Here is a 17,388-nt window from a genome sequence, read left to right as displayed (position 1 = left end):
CCCGGGCCCGACCTGCGTTTAGCCCCCTAATCGCGATCTGGGCCGCGCCGGGTGCCCGCGCCACCGACCTGCGTTTAGCGGGCTAAACGCGATCCGACGCGCGGCAGGTGCCCAGGGCCCCAGAGCGCAGTTAGCGGGCTAAACGCGATCCGGTCGCCTGAGTGCCCAAGGGCGACAGATCGCGATTAGGGGGCTAAACGCAGGTCCGGGCGGGGGCGGTCACTCCCACTCGATGGTGCCCGGCGGCTTGGACGTGACGTCCAGGACCACCCGGTTCACCTCGGCGACCTCGTTCGTGATGCGGGTCGAGATCCGCTCCAGCACCTCGTAGGGCAGCCGCGTCCAGTCCGCGGTCATCGCGTCCTCGGACGACACCGGCCGCAGCACGATCGGGTGCCCGTAGGTCCGCCCGTCACCCTGGACGCCGACACTGCGGACGTCGGCCAGCAGCACCACCGGGCACTGCCAGATCTCGCCGTCCAGCCCGGCCGCGGTGAGCTCCTCGCGCGCGATGGCGTCCGCCGCGCGCAGCGTCTCGAGCCGCTCGGCGTCGACGGCGCCGATGATCCGGATACCGAGCCCGGGGCCGGGGAACGGCTGCCGCTGCACGATCGTCTCCGGCAGCCCGAGCTCCATCCCGACGCGCCGCACCTCGTCCTTGAACAGCAGGCGCAGCGGCTCGACGAGCTCGAACTGCAGGTCGTCGGGCAGCCCGCCGACGTTGTGGTGGCTCTTGATGTTCGCCGCGCCCTCGCCGCCGCCGGACTCGACGACGTCCGGGTACAGCGTGCCCTGGACCAGGAACTTGTAGTCGCCCTTGGCCTTGAGGTCGCGCTCGGCCTGCTCGAACACGCGGATGAACTCGCGCCCGATGATCTTGCGCTTCTCCTCGGGGTCGGTGACCCCGGCCAGCGCGTCGAGGAACCGGTCCCGCGCGTCGACGGTCACCAGGTTCACCCCGGTCGCGGCGACGAAATCGCGTTCGACCTGGGTGCGCTCGCCCGAGCGGAGCAGACCGTGATCGACGAACACGCAGGTCAGCCGATCGCCGATGGCCCGCTGGACCAGCGCGGCGGCCACGGCGGAGTCGACGCCGCCGGAGAGCCCGCAGATCGCGCGGCCGTCGCCGACCTGCTCCGCGATGCGCTTGACCTGGTCGTCGACGATGGACGACGTCGTCCACTGCGGCTTGATCCCCGCGATGTCGTGCAGGAAGCGACGAAGCACCTCCTGGCCGTGCGGCGAGTGGTGCACCTCGGGGTGGTACTGGACGCCGGCGAAGCGGCGTTCGACGTCTTCGAACCCGGCGACGGCGGCGCCGTCACTCGAAGCGGTCACGGTGGCGCCCTCGGGAGCCTTGGTGACGCTGTCGTTGTGGCTCATCCAGGCGGGCTGGTTGCTCGGGAGACCGGCGTGCAGGACACCGCCCTCACCGGCGACGCGGACCTCGGTGCGGCCGAACTCGCGGATCCCGGTCGGCTCGACCGTCCCGCCGAGTGCCTGCGCGAGCACCTGGTGGCCGTAGCAGATCCCGAGGATCGGCACGCCCGCGTCGACCAGCCCGGGGGCGAGCGCGGGGGCGTTCTCGGCGTACACGCTGGAGGGGCCACCGGAAAGGATGATCGCGGCGGGGTCCTTGGCGAGGATGTCCTCGGCGGTGGCGGTGTGCGGCACGACCTCGGAGTAGACCTGCGCCTCACGCACGCGCCGCGCGATCAGCTGCGCGTACTGCGCCCCGAAGTCCACGACGAGTACCGGACCGGTGGGACTGGGCACCTGAAACCTCCAGATCAGAGCAGTACGCTTCCCCACCATCGTCCCAGGTGGGCCGGGTCACCTCGCCGCCAACCCCCTCACGATTCAGGACAGCGGATGACCGCGAGGGCTCCTACCGTCCGGGACATGGGAATCGACTGGAGCAAGGAACTCTCCGAACAGCTCGACTGGCACTGGACGCAGCATCTCCGGCCCCGGCTGGACACTCTCACCGACGACGAATACCTCTGGGAACCCGTCGAAGACTGCTGGACGATCCGGCCGGGCGAGAACGGCACTTTCATGATCGACTGGGCGTATCCGGAGCCGTCTCCGCCGCCGGTGACGACGATCGCCTGGCGCCTCGCCCACATCATCATCGGCGTGTTCGCAATGCGGAACGCGTCGCATTTCGGCGGCCCGCCCGCCGACTACCAGACCTTCCCCTACGCGGGCTCCGCGAAAGAAGCGCTGGGGCAGCTCGACGACGCCTACGCGCGCTGGCAGGACGGCGTCCGCGGCCTCACCGCCGAAGACCTCGAGCGCCCCTGCGGCGAGGCCGAAGGCCCGTACGCGGAGTACCCGCTCGCGGCGCTCGTCCTCCACATCAACCGGGAGGCCATCCACCACGGCGCCGAGATCCTCCTCCTGCGCGACCTTTACAGATCGCGTTTAGCGGGCTAAACGCGACGCGCCCATACTGGGGCCAGCCGAGGAAAGGACCCGTCTTGCGAGCGACACTCATCTACGGCGCAGGTGACGTGCGCGTCGAGACCGTCCCGGACCCGAAGCTGAGCGAACCGACCGACGCCCTCCTCCGGGTGGTCCGGTCCTGCATCTGCGGCAGCGACCTCTGGCCGTACGGCAGCATGCCCGCACGCGACCGCGGCGTCCGGATCGGGCACGAGTTCCTCGGCGTCGTCGAGGCCGTCGGCTCCGACGTCACCACGCTCAAGCCGGGAGACCTGGCCGTCGCGCCCTTCGTCTATTCCGACAACACGTGCCAGTTCTGCCGCGAAGGCCTCCACACCTCCTGCCTGCGCGGCGGCAACTGGGGCGCGAAGGGCGTCGACGCCGGCCAAGGCGAGGCCGTCCGCGTCCCGCAGGCCGACGGCACGCTGGTGAAACTGCCGCACACCGAGGACGATGACCTGCTCGCCTCGTTCCTCACGCTCTCCGACGTGTTCGCGACCGGCCACCACGCCGCGGTCAAGGCGGGCGTGAACGAGCGCACCACCGTCACCGTCATCGGTGACGGTGCCGTCGGCCTCTCCGCGGTCCTCGCGGCGAAGCGGCTCGGCGCCGAGCGCATCATCCTGATGGGCCGTCACCGGACCCGCACCGACCTCGGCCGCGAATTCGGCGCGACAGACGTCGTAGCCGAGCGCGGCGACGAAGGCATCGAGAAGGTGCGAGAGCTGACTAGCGGCGAAGGCACGCACACCGTTCTCGAATGCGTCGGCACGAAGCCCGCCTTCGAGATGGGCATCGGCGCGGTCCGCCCCGGCGGCACGGTCAGCCGCGTCGGCGTGCCGCAGTACGCCGAGGGTCCGATCGGCCCGTCGCTTTTCCGCCGCAACATCACCGTCACCGGCGGCGTGGCGCCCGCGCGCCACTACATCCCCGAACTGCTCGACGACGTCGTCGAGGGCCGGTATCAGCCGGGCAAGGTCTTCGACCGGACCATCGGCCTCGAAGAGGTCCCCGACGGCTACCGCGCCATGGCGGACCGCGAGGCGCTCAAGGTGCTCGTCAAGCCCTGACTGGAATACCTTGTCCCCATGGACATGATCACCCCGGAGCCGCGCCCCGCCTGGATCGCCGGACGCCCCGAGCAGGGCGCTTCGACGATCACCGTGCACCACCCCTACGACGGCAGCGAAGTCGCCACCGTCGCGGTGCCCGGACCGGAGCAGGTCGAACGAGCGGTGAGCGCGGCGGCGAGCGTCGCCAAGGAGTTCCGGCGTTCCTCGGCGCACAGCCGCGCCGCGGCGCTCGACCACGTTTCACGGGTCCTCGCCGGCCGGACCGAGGAGATCGCCGAGGTCATCACCGCCGAGAACGGCAAACCGCTCAAATGGGCCGAGGCCGAGGTCCGGCGCGCGGTGTCGGTGTTCCGGATCGCGGCCGAAGAGGCCCGCCGGTTCAGCGGCGACCTGCAGCGCCTGGACACCGACCCCGCGGGCGAGGGCAGGCTGGCGCTCACCCGTCGCGTCCCGCGTGGCCCGGTGCTGGGCATCGCGCCGTTCAACTTCCCGCTGAACCTGGTGGCGCACAAGGTCGCGCCGTCGCTCGCGGTCGGTGCGCCGATCATCGTCAAACCCGCGCCGCGCACGCCTCTCTCCGCGCTGATCCTCGGCGAGATCCTGGCCGAGACCGAGCTGCCGGAAGGCGCGTTTTCGGTGCTGCCGCTCGGCAACGAGGAGACGTCGGCGCTGGTCGCGGATCCCCGGCTGCCGGTCGTGTCCTTCACCGGTTCGGGCCCGGTCGGCTGGTCGATCGCGGATGCCGCGCCACGCAAGCACGTCGTGCTCGAACTCGGCGGCAACGCGGCCGCCGTCGTGCTCCGCGACTGGCCGGATCCGGAAGGCGCCGCGGAGCGCATCGCGACCTTCGGCAACTACCAGGCCGGGCAGTCTTGCATCGCCGTACAGCGCGTGATCGTCGAACGCGAAGTCGCCGAGGAATTCGTGCCCGCCTTGGTGGAAGCCGTGCGAGCACAGCGAACCGGTGACCCGTACGACAAGAACACCGACGTGGGCCCGGTCGTCGACGAGGCAGCCGCGGAGCGGATCGTCGCCTGGATCGACGAGGCCGTCGCCGCGGGCGCGAAGATCCTCACCGGCGGCAAGCGGGACGGCGCGACGGTCGAGCCGACCGTGCTCACCGACGTGCCACCGTCCACAAAGGCCTGGGCGGAGGAGATCTTCGGCCCGGTGCTTGCCGTGTCTATTGTGGACGGTGTCGACGAGGCTTTCGCGTCGGTCAACGAATCCGCCTACGGCTTGCAGGCCGGAGTGTTCACCCGCGACGTGCATCTCGCCTTCTACGCGTCGACGGAACTCGAAGTCGGCGGCGTGATCATCGGCGACGTCCCGAGCTACCGCGCGGACCAGATGCCCTACGGCGGCGTCAAGGGATCGGGCGTCGGCAGGGAAGGCGTCCTCGCCGCGATGCACGACCTCACCGAGGAACGGGTCACCGTCTTCACCGGCATCGACCTCTAGTCCGGGGTGACGGCCTGCGCGAACCCGAACACCTTGTCCGGGTCGTAGGTCTTCGCCACCTGCTTGAGGCGGGTGGCGTTGCCGCCGTAGTAGGCCGTCATCCAGTCGGGCAGGGCGGGGTCGATGTAGTTGACGTAACCCCCGCCCAGTCCGAGCCCCGTCACCACCTCCGCGACGGAATCCGTTGCCGCGGAACGGTTACGCGGGTCCACCTGACTGTAGATCTGCACACTGCCGAGCGCTTTCCGGTGCCAGAACGCGGTGGCGTCGGGGGCGATGTCGGCGACGGCGCCACCGAGACCGTCGACCAGCAGGTCCATCCCTTGCCTGCCCTTGAGTACGGACGTCAGCTTCGCGGGCTCCACCGGTTCTTCGAGTATTCGCGACGAGGCCACAAAGGACTGACGGTTTTCACTGCCGGAGAAGTACTTCATGGCACCGAGATAGTCGAGCTGCTTGACCGCCCTCGTCCCACCGACGTGGTCGAGCAACCGGGCAAGTGAAGCGGAATCACCGACGTAGCAACCGGAAATCCGCACGCCGACCGTCGATCCGCCGGATAGCACGACATTCGCCCACAGCTCAGGAGGCGCTTCAGGAAGCCAGCGCTGCCACTCCGCGACGACGTCGTCCGCACTGCCTGCCGGGAAACGCAAGGAGAACACCGAAACGGCCGACGGCGCCGGATCCGTGCGGAAGGTGAACGAGGTGACGACACCGAAGTTGCCGCCTCCTCCACCGCGCAACGCCCAGAACAATTCGGGTTCGGAATCCTCCGACGCCGTCCGTAGTTTCCCGTCCGCCGTGACGACCTGCGCGGACACCAGATGGTCACAGGTGAGACCGTATTTTCGGGCCAGGACGCCGATTCCGCCGCCGAGCGTCAACCCGGCGATCCCGACACTCGGACAGGAACCGGCGGGCAGGCAACGGCCGGCGGCACCGAGCGTCGCGTAGACGGTCTTCAGCTTCGCGCCCGCACCGATCACGACCTGTTCACCTTGGACGTCCACTGAGGACATTCCGCCGAGGTCGATCATCAGGCCACCGTGGGGAACCGAGTAGCCGGCATAGCTGTGCCCGCCACTGCGCGCGGCGATGGGAACCCGCCTCGCGGCGGCGGAAACAGCCGCCTGCACGTCTTCGGGCTTGGCGCATTTCGCTATGGCAGCGGGTTTGAGGCCGTCGAACGCCGGATTGAACACACGTTTGGCGCTGTCATAGCCGGAATCCCCAGGCAGGAGCAAGGAGACCTTCTTCCGCAGCGCGGCCCAGTCCGGCGGGCCGGACGGCGACGCGACGCTGGTACTCGGCGGCAACGACGTGCCTGGAGCCGAGCTGGGCGCCTGTGCGGGAGGGGCGGCGGAACACGCCGTCGCGGCCGCCCCGGCCACGGTCGCGCCGGCGAGCTTGAGGAACGCCCTTCTCTCCATGCCCGTTAGACGCCCGTGGGGCGGGCAGGTTGCGGCCCTATCCCCGAAGGTGTGCGCTCACCGGCACGACCAGCGGCGTTCCGGACACCGGATCGGCCATGACCTTCGCCGTCAGACCGAAGATCTCCTCGAGAAGCGGCTCGGTGAGCACCTCGGCGGGCGGCCCCTGCGCGACGATCCGGCCGTCGCGCATGGCGACCAGCTTGTCGGCGTACCTGGCGGCGAGGTTCAGGTCGTGCAGCACCATCACCACGGTTGTCCCGCGTTCGTCGTGCAGCCGGTACACCAGGTCCAGCACGTCGATCTGGTGCGCCAGGTCGAGATACGTGATCGGCTCGTCGAGCAGGAGCAGGCCGGTCTCCTGCGCCAGCGTCATCGAGATCCACGCGCGCTGCCGCTGCCCGCCGGAAAGCTGGTCGACGACCCGGCCGGCGTGCTCCTCCATCCCGGTCAGCCGCAGCGCCCGCTCGATCGCCTCGTCGTCGGAGGAAGACCACTGCCGATACCAGCTCTGATGCGGATGCCGCCCCCGCCGGACCAGATCCGAGACGGTCAGCCCTTCGGGTGCGGACGGCGTCTGCGGCAACAGGCCGATGATCTTGGCGACCTCACGGGTCGGCAGCTTGTCGATGCGCTCACCGTCGAGCAGCACCGCGCCCTGCCGTGGCTTGAGCAACCGCGCCAGCGCGCGCAACAGGGTCGACTTGCCGCAGCCGTTGGGGCCGATGATCGCGGTGACGGTCCCGTCGAGGACGTCGAGGTCAAGCTCGGTCACGACGGGCGTTTCGCCGTAGCCGAGTTCCAATTCCCGGGCACGCAGTCTGGCGTTCACGCGCGCTCCTCCTTACGGCTGCGGACGAACAGGAAGATCAGATAGGGCGCGCCGAGGATCGCCGTCAGCACGCCGACCGGGAGCCCGGACAGGCCGGGCGTCACCCGCACCACGAAATCCGCGCCGACGGTCAGCAGCGCGCCGAGGACCATCGAGCCGAACAGCGGCGGTTGCGCGGAGCGGACCAGCCTCAAGGCGATCTGCGGGGTGGCGAGCGCGACGAAGGTGATCGGGCCGGCGGCCGCGGTGGCGACGGCGGCCAAGGCCGCGCCGAGCAACAGCAAGGTCGCGCGGGCGGCGTCGACCCGGATCCCGAGGCCGCGCGCGGTGTCGTCGCCGAACTGCAGACCGCCGATGGTGTGCCCGGCGATCAGCGTGATCGGCGCGAGGACGGCCAGCGCGAGCAGGACCGGGGCGACCGATTCCCAGCCGACGTCGGCGAGGCTGCCGACGATCCACGTCGTCGCCCGCGCGGCGTTGTCGACGTCTCCGATGGTCAGCATCCAGTAGACGAGGTTGTAGCCGACCGCCGACAGGGCGATGCCGATCAGGACGAGCCGGTAGCCGTCGATCCCGCGCCGCCACGAAAGCGCGTACAGCAGGATTCCCGCGATCACGCCGCCCGCGAGTCCGGCGAGCGGGACGCCCAGCGTGCTCGCCAGGCCGCTGACCTGGCCGCCGGTGCCACCGGCGACGATCACGCCGACCGCGCCGACACCGGCGCCCCACGTGATGCCGAGGATGTCCGGGCTGGCCAGCGGATTCCTGGCGATGGTCTGGAACAGCGCGCCGGACAGCCCGAGGGCAGCGCCGACGCCGATCGCGGTCAGGGTACGCGGCATCCGCAGGTCGAAGATGATCCCGCGTTCCCGCGCGGTGCCACCGCCGAACAGCGTCTTCAGGACGTCGCCGAGGCCGATGTGGGAGGTACCGATACCGATGTTCAGGGCCGCGACCAGCACCAGCGCGACCGCGGCGAAGAGCACGACGGCGAGCGTCCTCGGCCGGACGGTCCAGGCCGCCGGGCCGAACGAAATCACCTTGGGAGCCGTCATATCCGTGCCAAGCCCTTCTTGCGGACCAGGTGGACGAACACCGGCACGCCGAGCACCGCCAGCATGATGCCGACCTCCAGGTTGTCCGACGCGACGACGCGGCCGAGCAGATCAGCCGCCAGCAGGAGGATCGCGCCGAGCACGGCCGAGAACGGCACCAGCCACCGGTAGTCGGGTCCGCTGATCGCCCGCGCGAAATGCGGGACCAGCAGGCCCAGGAACGCGATCGGGCCGCAGGCGGCGACGGCGGCGCCGGTCAGCAGCGTGATCGCGACGACCCCGAGCAGCCGCGTCCGGCCGACCCGCCGTCCGAGCGCGACGGCGACGTCGTCCCCGAGCGCGAGGGTGTTCATCCCCGGCGTGTTGATGACCGCGAGGAGCAGGCCGGCGGCCACGAACGGGGCGATCTGGCCGATCATCGCGGGATCCCGGCCCGCGATCGAACCGACGTGCCAGAACCGGTAGGTCTCCATCCCGCGGTCGTCGCCGAGCACGATCGCGGAGATGACGCCGTTGAGCAGGGCGCTCACCGCGGCTCCGGCCAGCGCGAGCGTCACCGGCGTGGCACCGCGGCCGCCGACCGCGCCGAGCAGGAACACCACGGCACTCGCGACGAGGGCGCCGGCGAAGCCGAACCAGATGAACGCGTACAGGTCGTCGATACCGAGCACGACGACGGCGAGCACCACCGCGAACGCGGCGCCCTGCGTGACGCCGAGCAGGCCGGGATCCGCGAGTGGGTTGCGGGTGTGTCCCTGCATGAGCGCCCCGGCCGCGCCGAGCGCGAGCCCCGCGAGGACACCGAGCAGCGTGCGCGGCACCCGCAACGAACGGACGATCAGGTGATCCGGCACACCCGTGGGATGGAAGATCGCGTCCCAGACGACACCCAACGGAATCGAACGCGCACCGAGTGCGATGCTCGCGACGCAGATCACAGCCAGAAGAGTGACGAGCAGAGCGCCTACTGTCGCCTTTCCAACACGAACTTCCACTGTGGACATCCGCCATCCTATGCTCCGGTTAGGAAAGCCTAACCGCACAGAAAGAGTGGCCCATGACCCCACCCCGGCGCGCAGTCCTCGCCCTCGCCGTGACAGCCTGCCTGGCGCTCTCCGCATGCGGTGGCGGTGAACAGGAATCCGCTTCCACCGGCACCGGCCAAAGTGGATTCCCGCGCACCGTCGAACACGTGATGGGGTCCACCCAGATCGAGAAGCAGCCCGCCACCGTCGCGGCGCTCGACTCGAGCTATGTCGACGCCACGCTGGCGCTCGAGACGAAACTGGTGGCGTACACCAAATATCGCAACTACGACAAGCTGCCGGACTACCTGGGCGACGACCGCAAGTACGCCGAGGGCGCCAAGGAGATCGGCGCGCTCGAGAGCCCGGACATCGAGCGGCTGTACGACATCAAGCCGGACTTGATCGTGTCCGCGAAGGTGCGCCACGAGAAGTTCTACGCGGAGTTCAGCAAGGTCGCACCGACGGTGTTCAGTCAGACCACCGGTGCCACCTGGAAGGACAACATCCGTATGCTCGGCAAGGCGCTGGGCAAGGAAGCGTTGGCAGAGCAGAAGATCAAGTCCTACGAGGAGCGGGCTCGCAAGGTCGGCGACGCGATCAAGGCGAAGCTCGGCAAGCCCGCGGCCGTCTCCGTGGTCCGCTTCATCGAGGGCGAGCCGACGGTGCGGCTCTACAGCAGCGCCTCGTTCCCCGGGACCGTGATGGCCGACGCCGGGCTCCAGCGCCCCGCGGGCCAGCCGGACAACAAGACGAAGATCTCCAACGACCTGAGCCAGGAGGAGATCGGGAAGCTCGACGCCGAGGCGATCTTCATCTCCAGCTACACCGATGAGACCAAGCAGGCCGAAAACCCCATGACGAAGTTCCAGTCGAACCCGCTTTGGGGAACCCTCAAGGGAAAGAAGATCGAAGTCAACGACACCACCTGGTTCACGTCAGTGAGCCTGCAGGGTGCGCACGCCATGCTCGACGATCTCGCCAAGCAGTTCGGCGTGGACTCGTTCCGCAGCTGATTCAGTCCTCTTTGGACGGTGGCGGCATCCTGTTCGGCGAGATCCAGGCCGGCTCGATCGATGAGAACGGTGCCCGGAAGTGCCCGTCGCGGGTTTGCCGCGGCGGGCACTTTCGCGTCTGCACCCACATGATCACAGCCAGCGCGGCAGCGTCGGCACGTCACCGTCCAAAGAGGATCCGTCGCTACGACCGGTGACCCAGGCCAAGACCTCGCCGCGGGTCCCGGTCAGCGTCGTCAGTTCCCCTTCGCTCATCCGCCACTCGTGGCGATAGCCGTTCTCTTCGGCGGCGACCAGGAGGACGGGCGGCAGCTCGCCGCCGTACATCCCGATGGCGTTGCCGACGACGGTGTCGAACTCGTCACCGAGAAGGTCGGCGACACGGGCGAAGTCGTAGCCGAGATCGAGATCGGCGAGATGGATCGAGGTTTCCGAGAGCCGGAGCCAGAGCACGAACTCCGCCGGGATCTCGCGTCCCTGCCGGGCGCGCACGCGGGCCTGCCACGCGTCGTCCGGCAGGCTTTCCGCGACCTCGACCAAGCGGGCGGCGGAACCGACGACGTCCTCGGCGATCTCCTCGACGGACCGGTACGCGCCCTTCTCGATGTCGCGGTCCCTGACCGCCTCGCCGGCGTACATCGGTGTCTCGACACCCGATTTCGCCCAGGTGAGCAGGTTGACCAGGCCGTCGGCGTTCCGCGCGAGGTGGGACAGCAGATGCGCTCGCGTCCAGCCGGGCAGCGCGCTCGGGCCGCGCACGGCCTCCTCGTCCATCCCGCGCACGACGCGCTCCCATTCGTCGTGCAGGGCGCGGACGCGGTTCAGCAGGGCGTGTGCGCGTTCGGAGGCTGTCACACCCCCAAACTACCGCCGAAGTGCCGCGGGCGCGTCCGCCGGAACGGACGGGTTCTTCGGCGCGATCGGTTCGAGCCGCGCGTACGGCGAGTCCTGTGACGGCCTGCTGTCCTGCTCGCCCTTGTTGGGCCAGAACGAGAAGGCCCGCTCGGCCTGCGCGGTGATGGTCAGCGAGGGGTTGACACCGAGGTTGGCCGTGATCGCCGAACCGTCCACAATGGACAATCCAGGATAGTTGAACACCCGGTGGTACGGGTCGATCACGCCGTTGTCGGGCGCCGTGCCGATCGGGGCGCCGCCGATGAAATGCGCCGTGAGCGGGATGTCGAAGATCTCGCCCCAGGTGCCGCCCGCCATGCCGCCGATGCGCTCGGCGGTGCGGAGGTTGGCCTCGTGCCCAGCGGGGATGAAGCTCGGGTTCGGCTCACCGTGGCCCTGTTTGGAGGTGTACTTGCGGCGGCCGAAGAGCCCGCGTTTGGTGTACGTGGTGATGGAGTTGTCGAGGCTCTGCATCACCAGCAGGATCACCGTGCGCTCGCTCCAGCGGTAGCCGTTGAGCAGCTTCACGGTCTGGACCGGGTGCTTGAGCATGAAGTTCACGGCCTGGCGCCAGCGCGGGACCGCCGAATCGCCTTCGGTGGCGATGGTCTGGAGCAGGCTCATCGCGTTGCTGCCCTTGCCGTAGCGGACGGGCTCGATATGCGTGTTCTCGTCAGGGTGGATCGACGACGTGATCGCGACGCCGCGGCTGAAGTTGCGCTCCTCGTCGACCGAGGTACGGGCGGCGCCGATGATGGCCTCGGAGTTCGTGCGGGTCAGTTCGCCGAGACGCGGCGAGAGCTTCGGCAGCTTGGCGGTGTCGCGCATGCTGTGGAGCAGGTTCTGCGTGCCCCAGGTGCCGGCGGCGAGCACCACCTGCGCGGCCGTGAGCTTGTGCCGGAACCTGGGCGAGGTGGTCCCGGTCTTCTTGATGCTCACCTCGTACCCACCTGCGTTTAGCGGGCTAATCGCGCTCACGGTGGTCAGGGGGATGACCTTCGCGCCGTCCTTCTCCGCGAGGTACAGGTAGTTCTTGACCAGCGTGTTCTTGGCGCCGACGCGGCAGCCGGTCATACAGGAGCCGCATTCGGTGCAGCCGGTGCGCGCCGGGCCCGCGCCGCCGAAGTACGGATCCTCGGCGCGCTCCCCCGGCTTGCCGAAGTACACGCCGACGGGCGTGGGGTGATACGAGTCCGCGACGCCCATGTCTTCGGCGACGCCCTTCATCACGACGTCCGACGGCGTGACGCTGGGGTTGGTGACGACGCCCAGCATGCGGCTGGCCTGGTCGTAGTGCGGGCCGAGTTCGGACTCCCAGTCGGTGATGTGGGACCACTGCGGGTCGACGTAGAACGGCTTCAGCGGGCGGTACAGCGTGTTCGCGTAGACCAGCGAGCCGCCGCCGACGCCCGCGCCGGCGAGCACCATGACGTCCTTGAGCATGTGGATGCGCTGGATGCCGAAGCAGCCGACCTGCGGCGCCCAGACGTAGCGGCGAAGGTCCCAGGACGTCTTCGCGAACTCGTCGTCGGCGAAGCGGCGGCCCGCCTCGATGACGGCGACGCGGTAGCCCTTCTCGGTCAGGCGGAGGGCGGCGACACTGCCGCCGAACCCGGAGCCGACGACGATCACGTCGTAGTCGAAGTCGTCTTCAGTGGTGGTGTTACTCGCAGTCACACCCTCGACTGTAACCCCGGCCACCCCTTCTGACCAGAGGTAAGTTACTCGCCGGTTACCTTCCACTCGGATGGTGCAGGCACGCCCGGAGCGCCTTTAGCGGGCTAAACGCGAAACGGATGAGGCCAATGTGACTGGTGGGTCAAGAGCGACGCCGAGGCAGGATTCGGAAGAAATCCCCAAGTGCCCGGATGATCGCCGGACGCTCACCCGGCTTGGTTCCTCGCAAGGCGATCAAGAGAGCGAGCAAGCGGGCCAAGAAGCCGCCGAGGACGGCGCCCCCAACCCAGAGAACATGTTCAGCGCTCACGGCGACGGCGTTCATCGGCACCTCTCAAGGCACACGGCCACAGGGCGGACATTCGCGAACGAACTCCGCACAGGCCGGTATCGGCATGGCTGAGGTGCCGCGCCCTCCCTCGATCGGCGCGACGCCGAGGTCGCACTCGAGAAGGAGCCTCGCGGCTACTTCTATTCTAGAAGGACCCCGTTAGCCCACCCAGGTGCATTCATCCCGGCACGACGAAAACGGCCCGGATCGCGTTTAGCGGGCTAAACGCGATCCGGGCCGGGAGCGAGCGTCAGCGGCGCACGGTCAGGCCGACCCGCTGGAACTCCTTCAGGTCCGAGTAGCCCGTCTTCGCCATCGCGCGGCGAAGCGCGCCGAAGAGGTTCACAACGCCCTCGGCGTCCGAAGACGGCCCGAAGAGCAGCGTCTTCAGGTCGACGGCGTAGTCCGGCCCCAGCGCCACGCGCGAGCGCGGCAGCGACGGGTGCGCGGCCGCCGACGTCCAGTACAGCCCCTGCCCCGGCGCCTCGGAGGCGGCGGCCAGCGGCGCGCCCAGCATGACCGCGTCGGCACCACACGCGATGGCCTTGGCGATGTCGCCGGACACGCTCATCCCGCCGTCGGCGAGCACGTGGACGTACCGGCCGCCGGTCTCGTCGAGGTAGTCACGCCGCGCGGCCGCGGCGTCGACGATCGCGGTCGCCATCGGCGTCCCGATCCCCAGCACGCTGTCGGTGCTCGTCACACCGCGGCTGGCCCCGTGCCCGACGATGACGCCGGCCGCGCCGGTGCGCATCAGGTGCATCGCGGTGCGGTAGTCGCTGACGCCGCCCGCGATCACCGGGACATCGAGCCGTCCGATGAAGTCCTTCAGGTCCAGCGGCTCGGCGTCCCGCTGGACATGCTCGGCGGAGATGATCGTGCCCTGCACGACGAGGATCTCGACGCCCGCCGCGAGCAGGTCCGGCGTCAGCTCGGCGGCGTGCTGCGGGCTGACCCGCGCGGCCACGGTGACCCCGGACTCGCGGACGGTCTTGATCGCCTCGGTCAGCAGGTCGAGCCGGATCGGGGCGGAGTGCAGTTCCTGCAGCTCACGCACGATCGCGGTCGGGTCCTCGGTGTCCTCGGCGGCCCGGACGAGGCGGAAGATCGCGTCCTCGACGTTCGGGTGCCGCGCCCACAGCCCTTCGGCGTTGAGGACGCCCAGCCCACCGAGCTCGCCGACGGCCACCGCGGTTCCCGGCGACACGATCGCGTCGGTGGGGTGGGTGACCAGCGGCAGCTCGAACCGGTACGCGTCGATCTGCCAGGCGGTGGACACGACCGAAGACGACCGGGTGCGCCGCGACGGCACGATCTCCACGTCATCGAGGTCATACGCCCGCCGCGCGGTGCGGCCCATGCCGATCTCGACCAGATCCCGCACGTCAAGTCCCTTCTCACCGACGACCGTTACACCCCATTGTCGCTAGGCCGCGTGGGTGACCTGCGCACGGGGCACCCGAACCGGGCCAGAAGTCACACCAGCCCCGTGCGCCCCACCCGTTTCACGTTTAGCCCGCTAAAGTCGCTCGGTTCAGAAGGAGACCTTCTCCACGGAGTCGGTCCGGAGGACGGAGTCCTGCGCGAAGGTCTTCTTGTAGTCGGTCCGGATCTCTTCGATCTCGCGGTTCGCGTCGCGGTCACTGAACGGGTACACGACGACGATCACCTTCGACTTCTCCCGCGAGATCACGCCGTCCGAACCGCGCCACTGGCCGCGTCCGGTCAGTTCGGTGAATCCGTCCGGGAACCTCGGCGTGACGACCTTGTCCGTGAACGCGGCGAACTCGGCGTCGGTCAGCTCCCCGCCACCCGGCTTCGTCGTCCCGAAGTACAGCTCGGTGCGCTTCCACACCTCACCCGGCGACGCCTGGAAAGCGGCGGCCTCGGGCGTGGACGGTGCGGCGGTGGCGGCGGGTACGGCGGAAGCGGCCACCCCGCCGCCGACCCCGAGGGCCGCGGCGGCGAAGACGGCCAGAGCGGTCCGGCGCGACGTGAAAGACATCGGTTCCTCCCAGGAGACTTGATCAGCGAGCCAAGTCTCCTGGGAACGGAACCGGATGGGTAGGTGTCCTGAGGGGCGGACTAACGGGTGGTGTAGTTCGGCGCCTCGACGGTCATCGTGATGTCGTGCGGGTGGCTCTCCTTGAGCCCGGCCGCGGTGATCCGCACCAGCTGCGCCTCCTGCAGCTCGGGGATCGTCGACGCGCCCGCGTAGCCCATGCCCGACCGCAGCCCGCCCACCAGCTGGTGGACGACGTTCGCGAGCGGCCCGCGGAACGGGATCCGTCCCTCGATGCCCTCGGGGACCAGCTTGTCCTCGCTCAGCACGTCGTCCTGCGCGTAGCGGTCCTTCGAGTAGGACTTCGCCTGGCCGCGCGACTGCATGGCGCCCAGCGAGCCCATCCCGCGGTAGGTCTTGAACTGCTTGCCGTTGACCAGGATCAGGTCGCCAGGCGATTCGGCGGTGCCCGCGAGCAGGCTGCCGAGCATCACCGTGGACGCGCCGGACGCGATCGCCTTCGCGATGTCGCCCGAGTACTGGATACCGCCGTCGCCGATCACCGGGATCCCGGCCGGACGCGCCGCCTGGTCGGCCTCGTAGATCGCGGAGATCTGCGGCACGCCGACCCCGGCGACGATGCGGGTGGTGCAGATGGAGCCGGGGCCGACACCGACCTTGATCCCGTCCGCGCCCGCCTCCACCAGTGCCTGCGCGCCGGCCCGCGTCGCGACGTTGCCGCCGACGATGTCGACGGTGTCGCCCAGTTCCTTCTTGAGCAGCGCGACGGTCTCGACGACGGCGCGGGAGTGCCCGTGCGCGGTGTCCACCATCAGCACGTCGACCCCGGCGTCGGCCAGCGCCATCGCGCGCTTGTGCCCGTCCGGGCCGACCCCGACGGCGGCACCGACGATCAGGCGACCGTTGGTGTCCTTGGACGCGTTCGGGTACTGCTCGGTCTTGACGAAGTCCTTAACCGTGATCAGCCCGCGCAGCTTGCCCGCGCCGTCGACGATCGGCAGCTTCTCGATCTTGTGGCGGCGCAGCAGCCCGAGCGCGGCGTCCGCGGTGACGCCGACCTGCGCGGTGACCAGCGGCGGCTTCGTCATCACCTCGTGCACCGCGCGGGTGTGGTCGACCTCGAACCGCATGTCGCGGTTGGTGATGATGCCCACCAGCGACCCGGCGGCGTCCGTGACCGGCACACCGGAGATCCGGAACCGCGCGCACAGGGCGTCGACCTCGGCGAGGGTGTCCTCGGGCGAGCACGTGACCGGGTCGGTCACCATGCCCGCTTCGGAGCGCTTCACGACCTCGACGGCGGCCGCCTGGTCGTCGATCGGCAAGTTGCGCTGCAGCACGCCCATCCCGCCCTGGCGGGCCATCGCGATGGCCATCCGGCCTTCGGTGACGGTGTCCATGGCGGCGGAGACCAGCGGGATGTTCAGGGTGACGTTGCGGGAGAGCCGGGTGCGGGTGCTGACCGCACTGGGCACCACGTCGGACTCGGCCGGCAGCAGCAGCACGTCGTCGAAGGTCAGCCCGAGCATGGCGAACTTGCTCGGGACGGGGGCGGTGACGCTGTCGCTGGTCATAGCAGGCGAAGGGCCTTCCTAGCGGTGATGAACGTGTCGCTGTAGCGACGCGAGGGCCTGCCCCTCATGATATCCGGGCCGGGCGGCCGCCCGGCCCGGGTGGGCGCCCGGTAGCGTGCAGGCGTGCCGCAAGATGCGTTGCCCCCAGACCCGTTCGCGGATGACCCGGACGACCCGGCCCGCGCGTTCATCGACGACGCCGACCGGCTCGACGAGCCGATCAGCGACGAAGAACGCACCGAGTTGCTGGCCGACCTCTCCGATCTCGCCGTCTACCAAGCGCTCCTCGAGCCGCGCGGGGTGCGCGGGATCGTGGTCGACTGCGGTGAATGCGACGAGCCCCACTACCACGACTGGCATCTGCTGCGCGCCAGTCTCGAGCAGCTGCTCGCCGACGGCCGCATGCGGCCGCACGAGCCAGCGTTCGACCCGAACCCCGGTGACTACGTGAGCTGGGACTACTGCCGCGGATTCGCGGACGGTGTCACCGCCAACGAAAGCGCCTACTGATCGCGTTTAGCCCGCTAAAGGCGATCGCCTTTAGCG

15 protein-coding genes are annotated in these 17,388 nt (G+C 69.4%); 5 read left to right on the top strand and 10 right to left on the bottom strand.

Features of this window, described 5'->3' with window-relative positions:
* Positions 1-219 precede the first annotated feature (219 nt).
* Positions 220-1,776 (bottom strand): glutamine-hydrolyzing GMP synthase, encoded by a 1,557-nt coding sequence (gene guaA, locus ACFVM3_RS31160; protein WP_378443511.1) that lies wholly within the window; start codon positions 1,774-1,776, stop codon positions 220-222.
* A 126-nt stretch (positions 1,777-1,902) separates the two neighbouring features.
* Between guaA and ACFVM3_RS31155 the strand changes: the two genes are divergently transcribed.
* From ACFVM3_RS31155 to ACFVM3_RS31145, 3 genes are read left to right on the top strand one after another with little or no spacing between them, the layout of a single operon-like run.
* Positions 1,903-2,439, top strand: coding sequence for a DinB family protein (locus tag ACFVM3_RS31155; RefSeq protein WP_378443510.1), 537 nt, complete (start codon positions 1,903-1,905; stop codon positions 2,437-2,439).
* Between the two features lie 44 nt (positions 2,440-2,483).
* On the top strand, positions 2,484-3,518 hold the full coding sequence (locus tag ACFVM3_RS31150; RefSeq protein WP_378443509.1) for a zinc-dependent alcohol dehydrogenase family protein: 1,035 nt from the start codon (positions 2,484-2,486) through the stop codon (positions 3,516-3,518).
* An 18-nt stretch (positions 3,519-3,536) separates the two neighbouring features.
* On the top strand, positions 3,537-4,982 hold the full coding sequence (locus tag ACFVM3_RS31145; protein WP_378443508.1) for an aldehyde dehydrogenase family protein: 1,446 nt from the start codon (positions 3,537-3,539) through the stop codon (positions 4,980-4,982).
* Here ACFVM3_RS31145 and ACFVM3_RS31140 read toward each other — a convergent pair.
* The 4 genes from ACFVM3_RS31140 to ACFVM3_RS31125 are packed head-to-tail and all read right to left on the bottom strand — an operon-like array spanning position 4,979 to position 9,240.
* Positions 4,979-6,415 carry an FAD-binding oxidoreductase gene (locus tag ACFVM3_RS31140; RefSeq protein WP_378443507.1) on the bottom strand — a complete coding sequence of 479 codons (1,437 nt, stop codon included), beginning with the start codon at positions 6,413-6,415 and terminating at the stop codon, positions 4,979-4,981. The two genes, ACFVM3_RS31145 and ACFVM3_RS31140, sit on opposite strands and share 4 nt — an antisense overlap.
* A gap of 37 nt (positions 6,416-6,452) precedes the next feature.
* Positions 6,453-7,247 (bottom strand): ABC transporter ATP-binding protein, encoded by a 795-nt coding sequence (locus ACFVM3_RS31135; RefSeq protein WP_378443506.1) that lies wholly within the window; start codon positions 7,245-7,247, stop codon positions 6,453-6,455.
* Complete coding sequence (locus ACFVM3_RS31130) at positions 7,244-8,302, bottom strand: FecCD family ABC transporter permease (protein WP_378443505.1); 1,059 nt, start codon at positions 8,300-8,302, stop codon at positions 7,244-7,246. Before ACFVM3_RS31130 ends, ACFVM3_RS31135 begins: the two co-directional genes overlap by 4 nt.
* On the bottom strand, positions 8,299-9,240 hold the full coding sequence (locus tag ACFVM3_RS31125) for a FecCD family ABC transporter permease (RefSeq protein WP_378443504.1): 942 nt from the start codon (positions 9,238-9,240) through the stop codon (positions 8,299-8,301). The genes ACFVM3_RS31130 and ACFVM3_RS31125 overlap by 4 nt, the downstream gene beginning before the upstream one ends.
* Before the next feature lie 119 nt (positions 9,241-9,359).
* Between ACFVM3_RS31125 and ACFVM3_RS31120 the strand changes: the two genes are divergently transcribed.
* Complete coding sequence (locus ACFVM3_RS31120) at positions 9,360-10,343, top strand: ABC transporter substrate-binding protein (protein WP_378443503.1); 984 nt, start codon at positions 9,360-9,362, stop codon at positions 10,341-10,343.
* Between the two features lie 132 nt (positions 10,344-10,475).
* Here the strand turns inward: ACFVM3_RS31120 and ACFVM3_RS31115 are convergent, their stop codons facing one another.
* From ACFVM3_RS31115 to guaB, 5 genes are all read right to left on the bottom strand, one after another.
* Complete coding sequence (locus ACFVM3_RS31115; protein ID WP_378443502.1) at positions 10,476-11,198, bottom strand: maleylpyruvate isomerase N-terminal domain-containing protein; 723 nt, start codon at positions 11,196-11,198, stop codon at positions 10,476-10,478.
* Between the two features lie 9 nt (positions 11,199-11,207).
* Positions 11,208-12,914: a GMC oxidoreductase gene (locus ACFVM3_RS31110; protein ID WP_378443501.1), complete on the bottom strand. Its 1,707-nt coding sequence runs from the start codon at positions 12,912-12,914 to the stop codon at positions 11,208-11,210.
* A gap of 581 nt (positions 12,915-13,495) precedes the next feature.
* The gene (locus ACFVM3_RS31105; protein ID WP_037314848.1) at positions 13,496-14,629 is read right to left on the bottom strand and encodes a GuaB3 family IMP dehydrogenase-related protein; all 1,134 of its coding nucleotides are present in this window, start codon (positions 14,627-14,629) and stop codon (positions 13,496-13,498) included.
* A 150-nt stretch (positions 14,630-14,779) separates the two neighbouring features.
* Positions 14,780-15,250, bottom strand: a complete 471-nt coding sequence (locus ACFVM3_RS31100; RefSeq protein ID WP_378443500.1) for a DUF3574 domain-containing protein — start codon at positions 15,248-15,250, stop codon at positions 14,780-14,782.
* A gap of 80 nt (positions 15,251-15,330) precedes the next feature.
* A complete protein-coding gene (gene guaB, locus ACFVM3_RS31095; protein WP_378443499.1) occupies positions 15,331-16,842 on the bottom strand; it encodes an IMP dehydrogenase in 1,512 nt (503 codons plus the stop codon).
* A gap of 123 nt (positions 16,843-16,965) precedes the next feature.
* Between guaB and ACFVM3_RS31090 the strand changes: the two genes are divergently transcribed.
* On the top strand, positions 16,966-17,352 hold the full coding sequence (locus ACFVM3_RS31090; protein WP_005166667.1) for a DUF5319 domain-containing protein: 387 nt from the start codon (positions 16,966-16,968) through the stop codon (positions 17,350-17,352).
* Positions 17,353-17,388: the final 36 nt, after the last annotated feature.

Source organism: Amycolatopsis sp. NPDC057786 (genome assembly GCF_042797905.1).
Taxonomy (GTDB): Bacteria; Actinomycetota; Actinomycetes; order Mycobacteriales; family Pseudonocardiaceae; genus Amycolatopsis.
This window is presented reverse-complemented; position numbering and strand designations above follow the sequence as displayed.

Excerpts from the sequence above, each read along its gene's own strand:
- ACFVM3_RS31155 (WP_378443510.1), top strand. The coding sequence starts at position 1,903 with ATGGGAATCGACTGGAGCAAGGAACTCTCCGAACAGCTCGACTGGCAC.
- ACFVM3_RS31145 (WP_378443508.1), top strand. The coding sequence starts at position 3,537 with ATGGACATGATCACCCCGGAGCCGCGCCCCGCCTGGATCGCCGGACGC.
- ACFVM3_RS31140 (WP_378443507.1), bottom strand. The coding sequence starts at position 6,415 with ATGGAGAGAAGGGCGTTCCTCAAGCTCGCCGGCGCGACCGTGGCCGGG.
- ACFVM3_RS31130 (WP_378443505.1), bottom strand. The coding sequence starts at position 8,302 with ATGACGGCTCCCAAGGTGATTTCGTTCGGCCCGGCGGCCTGGACCGTC.
- ACFVM3_RS31120 (WP_378443503.1), top strand. The coding sequence starts at position 9,360 with ATGACCCCACCCCGGCGCGCAGTCCTCGCCCTCGCCGTGACAGCCTGC.
- ACFVM3_RS31100 (WP_378443500.1), bottom strand. The coding sequence starts at position 15,250 with ATGTCTTTCACGTCGCGCCGGACCGCTCTGGCCGTCTTCGCCGCCGCG.
- guaB (WP_378443499.1), bottom strand. The coding sequence starts at position 16,842 with ATGACCAGCGACAGCGTCACCGCCCCCGTCCCGAGCAAGTTCGCCATG.